Source organism: Planomonospora sp. ID91781 (assembly GCF_015711595.1).
GTDB lineage: Bacteria > Actinomycetota > Actinomycetes > Streptosporangiales > Streptosporangiaceae > Planomonospora > Planomonospora parontospora.
In genome coordinates, this window is the sequence record NZ_JABTEY010000002.1 from 1,857,227 (window position 1) to 1,870,793 (window position 13,567).

Genomic DNA, 13,567 nt, shown 5'->3' on the forward strand with positions numbered 1-13,567 from the left:
ACGTTACCCTCTGGACTGCGGCGATCCGTCATCCGCGGGCAGGCCCGGCTCGCGGCGCGCGGGTTCCGGAGCGGGCGGACCCCCGGCGGGGTCCGGCGGGGACTGGGCGGAGCCCCGCGGCGGTGCCACGGGATCCGCCGCGGGCCGCGTGGCGTCCGGCACGGGCTGCGCGGCCTCGGAAACGGGCTGCGCGGCCTCGGAAACGGGCTGCGCCGCCTGGGGCACCGGCTGCACGGCCTCAGGCACCGGCTGCGCGGCCTCGGGCGCCGACCGCGCGGGGTCCGGCGGAGCGGATCCGGAGGCCACCTGGGACGACGCGGGCGGCAGGGCGGCCGGCGCGCCCCTCATCAGCTCGGGCACGGCCCGGTAGACGACCGCGGCGATCGGCACGGCCACCGCGGCGCCGGCGATGCCCGCGATGATGCCGCCGACGGCCAGCACCAGGATGATGGCCAGGGGGTGGAAGTTCACCGCCCGGCCGACGATCAGCGGCTGCAGCACGTGGTTCTCCAGCTGCTGCTCGACCAGCAGGATGCCCAGGAAGACCAGGGCGTAGATCGGGCCCTGGGCGCCGAGGGTCACCAGGGTGGCGACGGCCCCGGCGAAGAAGATGCCGACGATCGGGATGAAGCTCGCCAGGAAGATGAGCACGGCCAGGGGCGCCCAGAGCGGCACCCCCATCCCGGCCAGCACGATGCCCATGATGACGCCGTGCACCGCCGCGACCGCCACGGTCCCCTGGACGTAGTGGGAGAGCGTCACCCAGGCGGCCCGCCCGGCCCGGTCCACCCGGGGCGCGGCCGAGCCGAACGCCCGCAGGAACCAGGCCCAGATCCGGTCGCCGTCCTTCAGCAGGAAGAAGGTGACGAACAGCAGCAGGACGAGCGAGGCGAGGACCTCCAGTGCGACGGTGGCGCCGGTGAGGACCGTGGTGGTGATCATCTCGCGCTGCACGTTGATCAGCTTGGTGAGCTGTCCCACCCACTCGGAGAGCTGGTTCGGCTGCACGTGCAGCGGGCCGGTGTAGAGCCAGTTCTCCACCGTCCTGGCGGTCGCCTGCACCTGGTCGAGCAGACGGGGGAACTCCTCGTTGGCCCGCACCCCGATGATCCACCCGGTGCCGCCCAGCACCGCGAGCGCGATCAGCATGGTGACCCACGTGGCGTAGATCGGCCGCAGGCCCATGCGCCGGAGCCTGCGGGTGACCGGGAAGAGCAGCGCGGTGAGCAGCAGCGCGATGGCCACCGGCAGCATGACGATGTGCAGGGTGGCCACGAACGACGCCGCGTAGAAGACGGCCCAGCCGATGATGATCAGGCACAGGCTCCACACGGCCAGGCGGAGCAGCGTACGGGGCACCAACTGCGTCAGACGTTCCCGGTCGGAGATCACGGGTTCCAGACTGGCACGCTCCGGCCGCGAGCGCGCGCGGTTATCGCCCAGCGGGGAATCCGGGACGGGGAGGGGACCGGCCGCCCGGGCCGGTCCCCTCCGCGGTGGATCCGGGTCAGCGCTCCCCCGGCGGCCCGGAGATCACCCGGTCCTCGAGGTAGCAGCTGCAGCTGCCGCATCCTGGCGTCATCTCTGTCCTCCCTCACCTGTCGTGGTTCGACCGTACGCCGGGAACGGCCGACGGGGAGGACAGAGTCGTGTGCTCTCGCGTCCTCCCCGCCGGCGCGCCTCCTCGGCGCACTCCGCGTCAGGCCAGGATCACCTCCACGGCGAGGTCGCCCTCGCCGGGCTCCAGGACGAACTCCTCGACGGCGCCGGCGCCGCACAGGTCGTCCTGCGCCCGCCGCAGCAGGTCCGCCCGGGCGCCGCGGGCGGTCAGCCGGGAGACCTCGGCGCGCATGGAGAGCTTGGCGTCGGACTTGGCCCTGCGGATCCGGCCGAGGACGCCGGCCACGACGGGGAGCAGTTCCGGGTCGCCGTCGCGGGCGGCGGGCACGGGCCAGGCGGCCCGGTGGACCGAGCCCTCCCGCCACCACGACCAGACCTCCTCGGTGACGAACGGCAGGAACGGCGCGAACAGCCGGAGCACGACGTCCAGCGCCTCACGCAGCGCCGCGTGGGCCGAGCGGGCGGCCGCCCCGCCGGACTCCCCCGGCTCCCCGCCGTACGCCCTGGCCTTGACCAGTTCCAGGTAGTCGTCGCAGAACTCCCAGAAGAACCGCTCGGTCCGCTCCAGCGCCCGCGTGTAGTCGTAGGCCTCGAACGCCTCGGTGGCCTCGCGGACCACCTCGTCCAGCCGGGCCAGCATGGACAGGTCCAGCGGCTCGGTCACCTCGGCGTGCCGGGTCTCCGGCCCGTCCGGGTCACCGAAGCCCAGGACGAACCGCGAGGCGTTCAGGATCTTGATCGCCAGACGGCGGCCGACCTTGATCTGGCCGGTGTCGAAGGCCGTGTCGGTGCCGGGGCGGCCGCTGGCGGCCCAGTAGCGGACCGCGTCGGAGCCGTACTCCTCCAGCAGGTGCATCGGCGTGACGACGTTGCCCTTGGACTTGGACATCTTCTTGCGGTCGGGGTCCAGGATCCAGCCGGAGAGGGCGGCGTTGCGCCAGGGCAGCACGCCCTGCTCCAGGTGGGAGCGGACCACGGTGGAGAACAGCCAGGTGCGGATGATGTCGTGGCCCTGCGGGCGCAGGTCCATCGGGAAGACCCGCCGGAACAGGTCCTCGTCCCGCTCCCAGCCGCCGGCGATCTGCGGGGTCAGCGAGGAGGTGGCCCAGGTGTCCATGACGTCCGGGTCGCCGGTGAAGCCGTCCGGCTTGCCGCGCTGGTCCTCGGTGTAGCCGGGCGGCACGTCGCTGGAGGGGTCGATCGGGAGCAGGGACTCGTCGGGGAGGATGGGCGAGGAGCGGTCGGGCTCCCCGCCCGAGTCCAGCGGGTACCACACCGGGATGGGCACGCCGAAGAAGCGCTGCCGGGAGATCAGCCAGTCGCCCGCCAGGCCCTCGGCCCAGTTGTCGTAGCGGGCCTTCATGTGCGGCGGGTGCCAGGCCAGCTCGGCGCCCCGGGCCAGCAGCTCCTCGCGCAGCGCGCGGTCCCGCCCGCCGTTGCGGATGTACCACTGGCGGGTGGTGACGATCTCCAGGGGCTTGTCGCCCTTCTCGTAGAACTTCACCGGCCGCTTCACCGGCCGGGGCTCGCCCTCCATCTCGCCGGAGGCGCGCAGCAGCTCCACGATCCGCTCGCGGGCTCCGTGCGCGGTCCTCCCCGCCAGCTCGCCGTACGGCTCGGCGGGCACGCCCTGGGGCGGCTCGGGGAGCAGCCGTCCGTCCCGGCCGACGACCCCCCGGGTGGGCAGGTCGAGCTCCCGCCACCACAGGACGTCGGTGAGGTCGCCGAAGGTGCAGACCATCGCGATGCCGGACCCCTTGTCGGGCTCGGCCAGGTGGTGGGCGAGCACCGGCACCTCGACCCCGAACAGCGGGGTGCGGACCGTGGTGCCGAACAGCGGCCGGTAGCGCTCGTCGTCGGGATGTGCCACCAGGGCGACGCAGGCCGGGATCAGCTCGGGCCGGGTCGTCTCGATCCAGACCCGCTCCCCCGACGGCGCGGTGAAGCCGATCCGGTGGAACGCGCCGGGGTGCTCGCGGTCCTCCAGCTCGGCCTGGGCCACGGCCGTGCGGAAGGTGACGTCCCAGAGGGTGGGCCCCTCGGCCAGGTAGGCCTCGCCGCGGGCGAGGTTGCGCAGGAACGCGCGCTGGGAGGCGGCCCGCGCGCGGCCGTCGATGGTGGCGTAGGTCATGGACCAGTCGACCGACAGGCCCAGGCGCCGCCACAGCTCCTCGAAGGCCTTCTCGTCGGAGATGGTGAGCTTCTCGCACAGTTCGATGAAGTTGCGGCGGCTGATCGGGATCTGCTGTTTCCCGGGCTCGGCCGGGGGCCGGAAGTCCGGGTCGTAGGGGACGGACGGGTCGCAGCGCACGCCGAAGTGGTTCTGCACGCGCCGCTCGGTGGGCAGGCCGTTGTCGTCCCAGCCCATCGGGTAGAAGACCTCGCGGCCGCGCATCCGCTGGAAGCGGGCGACCGCGTCGGTGTGGGTGTAGGAGAAGACGTGGCCGACGTGCAGGGACCCGGAGACCGTCGGCGGCGGGGTGTCGATCGAGTAGACCTCGTCCCGCGTGCGCGAGCGGTCGAAGCGGTAGGTGCCCTCGGCCTCCCAGCGGGCCGCCCATACGGACTCCAGGCCGGCGAGAGTCGGTTTCTCGGGCATGGGCGCATGGAGTGATCGCTGGTTCGTCATGCCTCCTGATGGTATGGCTTCACCTGATCCGCCGCTGAAGGAGACTAGTGTTCGTTATCCGAGGGGAATCATCGGATGCGGCGCCGCCGTCGAGGAGGAGGAGCACTGTGACCGACGAGAAGGAGAAGCAGGACCTGGCGTGGAAGGCCGTCGGCGGCCTGGTGGGGTTCGCCACGGCGTGGGCCGCCAAGAAGGTCCTGTCGGTCGTCTGGGAGAAGACGACGGGCAAGAAGCCCCCGGCGGACCACGACTCCCTCGACGTCAGCCTCGCCGAGGCGATCGGCTACGCCGTGGTGATGGGCGTGGGCATGCAGGTGGCGCAGATCGTGATGGCCCGCACCGCCAGGAGGCGCTACGACGCCTGGCGGGCGCTGAAGGACGCCGCCCGCGACGTCGTCGACTGAGGCGGGGCGCCCTCCCCACGGTGCACCCTCCCCGCGGTGCGGGCCACCGCGGGGAGCGGTCAGGACTCCGGAGCCGCTCAGAGCTCCGGAGCCGCTCAGGCCTCCAGCGCCGTGAGGAACTCCTTGGCCCAGTGGTCCACGTCGTAGGTGGCCACCCGGCGGCGCAGCGAGCGCATCCGCCGGGACAGGTCGTGCGGCGTGGCCCGCATGGCGGCCAGCATCGTCCGCTTGAGCCCGTCGACGTCGTACGGGTTCACCATGAACGCCTGGCGGAGCTCGTCGGCGGCTCCGGCGAACTCGCTGAGCACCAGCGCTCCGCGCAGGTCGTTCCGGCAGGCGATGTACTCCTTGGCGACCAGGTTCATCCCGTCGCGCAGCGGCGTCACCACCATCACGTCCGCCGCCAGGTACAGCGCGGCCAGCTCGTCCCGCCCGTAGGACTGGTGGAGGTACTGGACCGGCTGCTGGCCCAGCTCCCCCTGCTCGCCGTTGATCCGGCCGACCTGCAGCTCGATCGAGTCGCGCAGCCGGATGTACTCCTCGACCCGCTCGCGGCTGGGCGTCGCGATCTGCACGAAGGCCGCCTCGCCCGGCTTGACCGCGCCTTCGGCGAGCAGCTCGCCGAAGGCCTTCAGCCGCTGGCCGATGCCCTTGGTGTAGTCGAGGCGGTCCACGCCCAGCAGCACCTGCTCCGGCTCGCCCAGCTCCGCGCGGATCTCCTTGGCCCTGGCGATGATGTGCGGCTCGCGGACCAGGGAGTCGAGCTCGCCGAAGTCCACGGAGATGGGGAACGCCCCGGCCCGCACCGTCCGGCCGTCCTCGGTGTAGATCTCGTGCTTCTGGTGCGACATGCCCAGCATGCGCCGGCAGAGCCGGACGAAGTTGGACGCCCCGCCGGGCCGCTGGAAGCCGACGAGGTCGGCGCCGAGCAGGCCCTCCAGGATCTCCCGCCGCCACGGGAGCTGCTGGAAGAGCTCGCCGGGCGGGAACGGGATGTGCAGGAAGAAGCCGATGCGCAGGTCGGGGCGGAGCCTGCGGAGCATCGCGGGGACCAGCTGGAGCTGGTAGTCCTGCACCCACACCACCGCGCCGGGCGCGGCGGCCTCGGCGGCGGCCTGGGCGAAGCGCTCGTTGACCGTGCGGTAGGCGTCCCACAGGACCCGGGAGTAGACGGGCGTGGCGACCACGTCGTGGTAGAGCGGCCAGAGGGTGGCGTTGGAGAAGCCCTCGTAGTAGAGCTCGACCTCCTGCCTCGACAGGGGCACCGGGATCAGGTGCATGCCGTCGTGGTCGAAGGGGTCGAGCCGCTCGTCGGGGGCGCCGTGCCAGCCGATCCAGGCGCCCTCCCTGCGCTGCAGCACAGGGGCGATCGCGGTGACCAGGCCACCGGGGCTGCGCCGCCACATGTCGTCTCCGACCCGGTCGACGGGGAGACGGTTGGCGACGATCAGGAACGAGCTGGTGCTCGTCACAAAATCCTCCAGATAGTTGACTTGCTTCAGCAACTACCCCATTTAGGTGATTTTATGACTTTCCGGACGGTAGAGCACGGTGTCGACGCAAGTCGTCACGGACCGTGACCGCCAGCTTCCGGGTGGCGGCCCGGTTGAGCGCGCCTCCGGCCACCGCTCCGGTCAGGAAGGGCCCGAACGTGGTGAGGTGCCGCCCGAGCGTGCGCATCAGGCGGTTGCGCAGCGCGGTCTTGGCCGCGGTGCCCAGGGCGATGGTGACGGAGGCGGGGGTCAGGGGGTCCACGCCGCGCTGCTTGGACCAGGCCGTCACGAACGCCACGGCCCGCTGCGCGCCGGTGCCGGGAACCTGCACGCCGTACACCTCGTGCAGCTCCGCGATGAGCTTGACCTCGATGGCTGCGACCACCAGGGTCTCGGCCACGAGCTGGGCGGGGGCGGAGAGCAGCAGGGGCGGGGCGGCGAACTCGGCGGCCGCGAGGGCTCCGCCGATCGCGCCGACCGCCATGGTGGCCTTGGCCGCGGTGCGGGCGAGGTCGTCGGCGAGCTCCTCGGCGACGAGCCCGTGGTGGTGCTCGGAGAGGGTGGCCAGGTCGCGGATGGGGATGCGGGGCGCCACGGCCATGAAGACGTCCGCGAGCCAGCGTCCCCGGCCCACCCCGGACGCCTTGGCCTTCTTCGCGCCGTCGGCGAGCGCCGCCGTCAGACGGCCGAGCAGCCGCCGCCGCTCGGCTCCGTCCATCTCGCCGGGATCGGCGAGCCTGCCGACGAGCTCGGCGACCTCACGCTCCGGTGCGTCGGCCGGCCCCCCGGCCGTGGAGCCGGCCGACCCGGCACCGGTCTGTTCGTTCTCCGACGTCATGTCGCGGAACCTCCTCAAGGCTGTCCTCGGTCGCGGCCCTCTACCCTTGGGTGAAGGGACACACCTTCGGACAGGCCGTCGGAACGGTCGTCAGGCCGCGCACTCCCGGCAGATCTGCTGGCCGTTCCTCTCGACGGCGAGCTGACTGCGGTGATGCACCAGGAAACAACGCGCGCAGGTGAACTCGTCGGCCTGGCGAGGAATCACCCGGAGCGAGAGCTCCTCGTTCGACAGGTCCGCACCCGGCAGCTCGAGCGACTCGGCGAGGTCGGTCTCGTCGATGTCGATGCTGCCCGAGGACTTGTCGGTACGGCGCGCCTGCAGTTCCTGAAGACTGTCCTCGTTGAGGTCGTCGTCGGTCTTGCGTGGACTGTCGTAATCGGTAGCCATCGGTCTGCTCCATCCCCCTCATCTATCTGTCTGCGCTCGCTCGCGCGTTGTAACGTACGAGAGGTCCGTCTTGTGCCCGAACCGACGGAGAGATTCCTGCTGGGGTACCCCGTCGGAATGGTCGCCGAACCTCCTCACACGCGAGGGACCCGCCACCAATGGGCATGGTTAGCCAAATATGGCGTAAACCACAGCATTGGCAGCATGCACCACCGTGTTCGACGGCACATCCAACCACATGTACGGCGCGAGCGAGACGCCCCCCGCCGGATCAACGCGGCTGAAGTCTCACGGTCACCACGAGACCGCCTCCGTCCCTGGGGACGGCGGCCACGTTGCCTCCGTGAGCCCGCACGACCGCTCGGACGATGGACAGCCCGAGTCCCGCCCCCTTGGCCGAATCGACCCGGTCGGCATTGAGCCGCCGGAACGGCTCGAACAGGCTGTTCACCTCGTACGCGGGGACGTGCGGCCCCGTATTGGCCACCTGAACAACCAGTGCGCCTTCCACCATTCCCGTTCGCACCCAGACTTTTCCGGATTCTGGGAGATTGTGCTTGATGGCGTTTTCCACCAGGTTGGCCACGCATCGCTCGAGGAGCACCGGATCGCCGACGGTCTCGGCGTTCCTCAGCTCGGCGACGACCGTGACACCGGCCTCCTCCGCGCGCGGGGCGAGCTGCTCCACCGCGGTCTCGGCCACCTCCTTCACGTCCACCGGCTTGCGCACGCTCAGCTCGCGCTCGCTGCGGGCGAGCAGGAGCAGTCCCTCGATGAGGCGCTCGTTGCGGGCGTTGACCTCCAGGAGGGTACGGCCCAGCGTCTTGAGGTCCGCCGACGCCTCGGGGTCGCCCAGTGCGATCTCCAGGACGGTCCGGTTGATCGTCAGCGGGGTGCGCAGCTCGTGCGAGGCGTTGGCCACGAACCTGCGCTGCGCGTCGAACGCCACGTTGAGCCGGGTCAGCATGGCGTCGAAGGTGTCGGCCAGCTCCTTGAGCTCGTCGTTGGGGCCCTTGAGGTCGATGCGCTCGTGGGCGAGGGTGGAGTCGGAGAGCGTGCGGGCGGTGGTGGTCATCTGCTGGATCGGCTTGAGCGCCCGGTCTGCGACGACGTAACCGATGATCAACGCGAGGATGCCGAGCCCGACCAGCGCCAGCAGGGACCTGGTGAGCATGTGCTGCCGGGCGACGATGATCGCGCTGTCGCGCTGCAGCGCCCAGTACTGCTTGACCTTCCACTCGTCCTCCGGCGGGTAGTCGAAGGCGGTGTGCGGGGGCCAGGCCACGTCGATGGCCCAGGCGACCATCACGTACATCACGAACAGCAGCAGCGCGCCCGCCACGAAGAACAGCGCGCCGTAGGTGAGGGTGAGCCGCCACCGGATGCTGACGCGGTCCGTGATCCGCTTCACCCTGTCCAGGGGGGAGACCCGGACGGGCGAGGCGCCCACCGGGGGCGGGCCGTCCCAGGCGGGCGGGCCGCTCGGCGGCGGCGGGGTCCCGGTCCTGCGAACGGCGGTCACCGCCTGCGGGGCCCCGCGCTCCCCGCGTTCGGAGTGCGGGCTGATCATCGGGTGGGTCGGCACGGCCTGTCCGATCTCCTCCGCCGGACCGAACGGTGGCCGTCCCATCTGGTCCGGCGGGCCCGGCGGAGCCGGCGAACCCGCGGCGCCCGCACGGCCCGCCGGGTTCCGCGGGTCCGACGGACCCCGCGGCGCCTCCGGCCGCTCCTGCGGCGCCCGCCCCTCTCCGTCCGGCGCCCGTCCCTCCCGGCCCGCCGCCGGCCGCTCCTCCGGAGCCCCGCTCACGACATCCCCCGTCCCGGCCGCGCACCGGCCCGCGGCCCGCAGCACCCGCTCACAGCCGGTATCCGACCCCGGGCACCGTCTCGATCACCTGCGGCTCGCCCAGCTTCTTCCGCAGGGTCATCATGGTCACCCGCACCACGTTGGTGAACGGGTCGATGTTCTCGTCCCAGGCCTTGTCCAGCAGGTCCTCCTGGCTGACGACCGCGCCCTCGGCGCGCATCAGCTCCTCCAGGACCGCGAACTCCTTCTTGGTCAGGGCGACCTCCGCGCCGTCCCTGGTCACCAGCCGCTTGCCCGGGTCCAGCCGGATCCCGGAGCGCTCCAGCACCGGCGGGAGCGCCGGGGCCGAGCGGCGGCCGAGCGCCCTGACCCGGGCGACCAGCTCGATGAAGACGAACGGCTTGGCCAGGTAGTCGTCGGCGCCCAGCCCCAGCCCCTCCACCTTGTCGTCGACGTCGCCCGAGGCGGTCAGCATCAGGATCCGGGAGGCGGTCCGCTCCGCCACCAGGCGGCGGCAGACCTCGTCCCCGTGGACCTTGGGCAGGTCCCGGTCCAGCACGATCACGTCGTAGTCGATGTAGCTCGCCCGCTCCAGCGCGCCGGCGCCGTCGTAGGCGACGTCCACGGCCATGGCCTCGCGCCGGAGCCCGGTCGCGATCGCGTCCGCGAGCACCCGCTCGTCCTCAACCACAAGCACCCGCACGGCCCCTGGCACCTCCACTGGAAAACCTCTGGGAACACTTCGGGGAACACCGGGGGACGGCCGGGAGAACCCGCGTCGCCGGACGGTCTCCCGCCATCACCCCATTGTCGCCGCAGCCTGCGTAAGCCTGCGGTAAGGCCCGCACCATGACGGGTGCGCCGCCGGTGACGTATCGCACACCCATGTTTAGGACATGCCGGGCACTGGGTACAGCGGTCCTACACCCTTTTGCCGAACGCCCTTCGGACCCCGTGAGAGAGAAGGTGAGATGGGCGAGTTCACGACCACGATCGAACACCGCCTCGACCAGGCCTACAAGAACCTGCAGGAGGCCAGGTCCACCGGTGACGACTACTTCGCCGACACGCTCACCGCAGAGATCGAGGATCTGCGCCGGCTGGCCACCGACAACGGCATCCCACTCCAGCCCTGACCATCAGGCCCTGACCACCGCGGAAGGCGCCCTCCCCGCTCGGGGAGGGCGCCTTCCCGTCTGCCGGACCCCACCACGGCCGGCCTCGGCGCGACCGCGGCGGGGGGCGCCTTCCCGTGTGCCCGGACCCCGGATCAGGCGTCCCGCTCGGGATCCAGCGGGGCCAGCAGGTCGTGCAGTTCCTCGAAGAGCCCGGGCGCCGCGCACAGCGTCAGCCCCGGGTTGCACGGCTTGCCGTGCAACCCGCCGAGCCTGGCCCCCGCCTCGGCGGCGACGAGCCCCCCGGCCGCGTAGTCCCACTCCTGCGGGCCGCGCTCGTAGTATCCGTCCACCCGTCCGGCGGCCAGCGCGCACAGGTCCGAGGCCGCCGAACCGCTCCGGCGGATGTCGCGCACCCGCGGCAGCACGTGCGCGAGCACCTCCGCCTGGACCGCGCGCCTGCCGGGCTCGTAGCCGAAGCCGGTGGCGATCAGCGCCTGGTCCAGCGGCACCCCGCTGTTGCAGCGCAGCCGCTCACCGGCCAGCCACGCGCCCCCGCCTCGGGCCGCGGTGAAGACCTCGCCGCGGGGCACGATGTTCACCACGCCCGCGACGATCTCACCGTCGACCTCCACCGCGATGCTCACCGCCCACTCCGGCACGCCGTACAGGAAGTTGACCGTGCCGTCGATCGGGTCGACGACCCAGCGCACCCTTCCCTCGCCGGTGACGCCGCCCTCCTCGCCGAGGATCGCGTCGTCCGGTCTGACCTCCTTGATCCTGGCGCGGATCAGCTCCTCCGAGGCCCGGTCCAGCGCCGTCACCACGTCGGTGGAGCTGGACTTGGTGGCCAGCACCTCGGGCCGGGCCGGCCGCTCGGCCAGGAGCATCTCCCCGGCCTCGCGGGCGATCCTCTCCGCCAGTCCCAGGAAGTCAGCGGCAGTGCTCATGTCGTTCCCCGATCCTCTCACTCGTCGGCCCCATCGTGCCCGGTGCGCCGGTCCGCCCGCCGCACCGGGTTCACGGCGGGCGGACCGGCGGCGCCGGCGACGGCGCCCGCACGGTGTCCACGACGGTGACCGCACGGTGTCCACGACGGTGACCGCACGGTGTCCACGACGGTGACCGCACGGGGCCCGCGACGGTGACCGCGACGGGGCCCGCGGCAGGGTTCAGACGGGGTTCACGACAGCGACTCGGGCCGCTTCCACTCCTGGCCGAGGACGTGCTGGGCGAGGAAGGCGAGCACCGTCTCGTACCAGACGACCGCGTTGCCCGGCTTGAGCACCCAGTGGTTCTCGTCGGGGAAGTAGAGGAACTTCGACTCCACGCCGGTACGCTGCAGGTCCCACCAGAGGCGCAGCCCCTCGCCGATCGGCACCCGGTAGTCCTTGTCCCCGTGGATAACCAGTATCGGCGTGGTGATCCTGTCCAGGGACAGGTGCGGGGAGAGCTTGGTGTACAGCTCGGTGCCGGGCCTGCCGAACTCGCGCTGCCAGTACATGGAGGCGTCGGTGGTCCCGGCGAACTGGTCCAGGTGCCAGAGCGAGGCGTGGGTGACGATCGCCTTGAACCGGTCGGTGTGCCCGGCCACCCAGTTGGCCATGTAGCCGCCGAAGGAGCCGCCCATCGCCGCGGTGCGCGCGGCGTCGACCTCGGGCCGCTCCAGCGCCGCGTCGGTGATCGCCATCAGGTCGGCGTGGGTGCGCGGGCCCCAGTCCGCCCAGCCGCGCCGGATCATCTCCGGTCCGTAGCCGGTGGACAGGCACGGGTCGGGCAGCAGGACGGCGTAGCCCTGCCGCGCCATGATCCACGGGTTCCACCGCCAGGACCAGTCGTTCCAGCTGGACAGCGGGCCGCCGTGGATCCAGAGCAGGAACGGCGCCGGGTTCTCCGCCGAGGCGCCCTCGGGCAGCACCAGCCAGGCCCGGATCTCCGCGCCGTCGTCGGCGGTCGCGGTGACCTCGGTGAGCGTGCCGGGCAGCTCCAGCGCGGGCGCCGGGGAGGGCAGCTCCTCCACCGCGCCGGTGCCCCCGGTGGTGATCCGCACCGGGCCGGCCGGCCGGTCCACGGCGCTGCGCAGCGCGTAGAGGCTCCCGTCGGGGGCCGCGTTGAGCGAGGAGTAGGCGGCGTCGTCGGGCGTGAGCCGTACCGGCTCGGAGCCGTCGGCCGGGACGCGGAAGACGGGACGGCGGCCGAGGTGGTCGGCGGCCACGTACAGCGAGGCCGAGTCGGGGGCCCATACCATGTCCGACGGCCACAGGTCGCCGCCCGCGGCGTGCCCCTCGCCGGTCTCCAGGTCGACGATCCAGAGCGTGACCTCGGGGATCTCGGTGACGGAGGCGTGGCCGCTGCGCACGCAGGCGACCAGGCGGCCGTCGGGCGAGACCGCGAGCGGCCCCTCGAAGTCGTGGCCGTCCTGGCCCGCCAGGACCCGGCGGGCGCCGCCGTCCGCGGTCTCGATCGCGACCAGCTCGGTGCGGAGCTCCCCGCCCGGCAGCGGGACCGTCCAGGTGGTGACGACCGTGCCGCCGTCCGGGACCACCTCGTAGGAGGCGTTGCCCAGCGCCTTGCCCGGCTCGGGGGTGAGGTCCCTGATCCCGGTCAGCCGGTCCTCGCCCAGGACGCCGGCGAACAGGCGGGTCTCGCCGGGGCCCAGGTCGTGGTCCCAGTAGCGCACCGGGTAGCTCTCGTGCAGGATCGCGCTGATCCCGGCGTCCTTGCGGGCCTTGCGCCGGTCGCTCTCGGTGGCCTCGTCGCCCGCGAGCACGTCGGAGGCGAAGACGACGACGGAGCCGCCGGTCGCGAAGCCGGCGATCCCGCCGGGCCGGGAGGCGACCTGGCGGGCCTCGCCCCCGCCCATGGGGAGCAGCCAGAGCGCGGGGACCTCGCCGTCGGGGTCACCGGGGTCCTTGGCCGTCGGGTCGGGGCGGCGCGAGCCGAACAGGACGTCACCGCCGGCGGTGAACTCGGCGCCGGCCTCGCCCTTGACGGACCTGGTCAGCCGGTACGGCGAGCGCCCGTCGAGGGGGATCTCCCACAGCGACGTCCCGTAGCTCCTGCCGTCCGGGTTGAGGGACTGCACCACGCTCACCAGACGGGTTCCGTCCGGGGAGAGCCGCAGGGAAGCCACCCGCGGCACGCCGACATAGTCACGCATGTCAGAAAAAGGGGTCACCTTCCCGAACTTACCTCTACATCGGGTCCCGGTTCATGCATCCACGCGGCCGTCCCGCGCGAAACACCGGTCATGGCGATGCGAGGGGCGGCC

General features: G+C 72.3%; 11 protein-coding genes. 2 read left to right on the forward strand and 9 right to left on the reverse strand.

Features of this window, described 5'->3' with window-relative positions; genetic code table 11:
- Positions 1-3: 3 nt before the first annotated feature.
- Both HS048_RS37600 and valS read right to left on the reverse strand, forming a co-directional pair.
- Entirely contained in the window at positions 4-1,392 is a 1,389-nt protein-coding gene (locus HS048_RS37600; RefSeq protein WP_196469104.1) for an AI-2E family transporter, read from the reverse strand.
- A 307-nt stretch (positions 1,393-1,699) separates the two neighbouring features.
- On the reverse strand, positions 1,700-4,249 hold the full coding sequence (valS, locus tag HS048_RS27505; RefSeq protein ID WP_196469105.1) for a valine--tRNA ligase: 2,550 nt from the start codon (positions 4,247-4,249) through the stop codon (positions 1,700-1,702).
- Between the two features lie 107 nt (positions 4,250-4,356).
- Here valS and HS048_RS27510 point away from each other — a divergent pair, with 107 nt between their 5' ends.
- Positions 4,357-4,653, forward strand: a complete 297-nt coding sequence (locus HS048_RS27510) for a DUF4235 domain-containing protein (protein WP_068896045.1) — start codon at positions 4,357-4,359, stop codon at positions 4,651-4,653.
- A gap of 95 nt (positions 4,654-4,748) precedes the next feature.
- Here the strand turns inward: HS048_RS27510 and HS048_RS27515 are convergent, their stop codons facing one another.
- The 5 genes from HS048_RS27515 to HS048_RS27535 all read right to left on the reverse strand — a co-directional run bounded on the left by HS048_RS27515 (position 4,749) and on the right by HS048_RS27535 (position 9,884).
- Positions 4,749-6,125: a trehalose-6-phosphate synthase gene (locus HS048_RS27515; RefSeq protein WP_068896047.1), complete on the reverse strand. Its 1,377-nt coding sequence runs from the start codon at positions 6,123-6,125 to the stop codon at positions 4,749-4,751.
- A gap of 52 nt (positions 6,126-6,177) precedes the next feature.
- Positions 6,178-6,984 carry a hypothetical protein gene (locus HS048_RS27520; protein ID WP_068896049.1) on the reverse strand — a complete coding sequence of 269 codons (807 nt, stop codon included), beginning with the start codon at positions 6,982-6,984 and terminating at the stop codon, positions 6,178-6,180.
- A 90-nt stretch (positions 6,985-7,074) separates the two neighbouring features.
- Positions 7,075-7,374 (reverse strand): DUF4193 domain-containing protein, encoded by a 300-nt coding sequence (locus HS048_RS27525; protein ID WP_012893211.1) that lies wholly within the window; start codon positions 7,372-7,374, stop codon positions 7,075-7,077.
- Between the two features lie 271 nt (positions 7,375-7,645).
- Positions 7,646-9,004: a cell wall metabolism sensor histidine kinase WalK gene (locus HS048_RS27530; RefSeq protein WP_068896230.1), complete on the reverse strand. Its 1,359-nt coding sequence runs from the start codon at positions 9,002-9,004 to the stop codon at positions 7,646-7,648.
- A gap of 226 nt (positions 9,005-9,230) precedes the next feature.
- Positions 9,231-9,884, reverse strand: a complete 654-nt coding sequence (locus tag HS048_RS27535; RefSeq protein ID WP_068896051.1) for a response regulator transcription factor — start codon at positions 9,882-9,884, stop codon at positions 9,231-9,233.
- A gap of 268 nt (positions 9,885-10,152) precedes the next feature.
- On the opposite strand from HS048_RS27535, the gene HS048_RS27540 reads away from it, so the two are divergent.
- Positions 10,153-10,317 carry a hypothetical protein gene (locus tag HS048_RS27540; protein ID WP_189237307.1) on the forward strand — a complete coding sequence of 55 codons (165 nt, stop codon included), beginning with the start codon at positions 10,153-10,155 and terminating at the stop codon, positions 10,315-10,317.
- 134 nt (positions 10,318-10,451) lie between these two features.
- Here the strand turns inward: HS048_RS27540 and HS048_RS27545 are convergent, their stop codons facing one another.
- Both HS048_RS27545 and HS048_RS27550 read right to left on the reverse strand, forming a co-directional pair.
- Entirely contained in the window at positions 10,452-11,246 is a 795-nt protein-coding gene (locus HS048_RS27545) for an inositol monophosphatase family protein (RefSeq protein ID WP_068896053.1), read from the reverse strand.
- 233 nt (positions 11,247-11,479) lie between these two features.
- Positions 11,480-13,456, reverse strand: a complete 1,977-nt coding sequence (locus HS048_RS27550) for a S9 family peptidase (RefSeq protein WP_196469106.1) — start codon at positions 13,454-13,456, stop codon at positions 11,480-11,482.
- Positions 13,457-13,567: the final 111 nt, after the last annotated feature.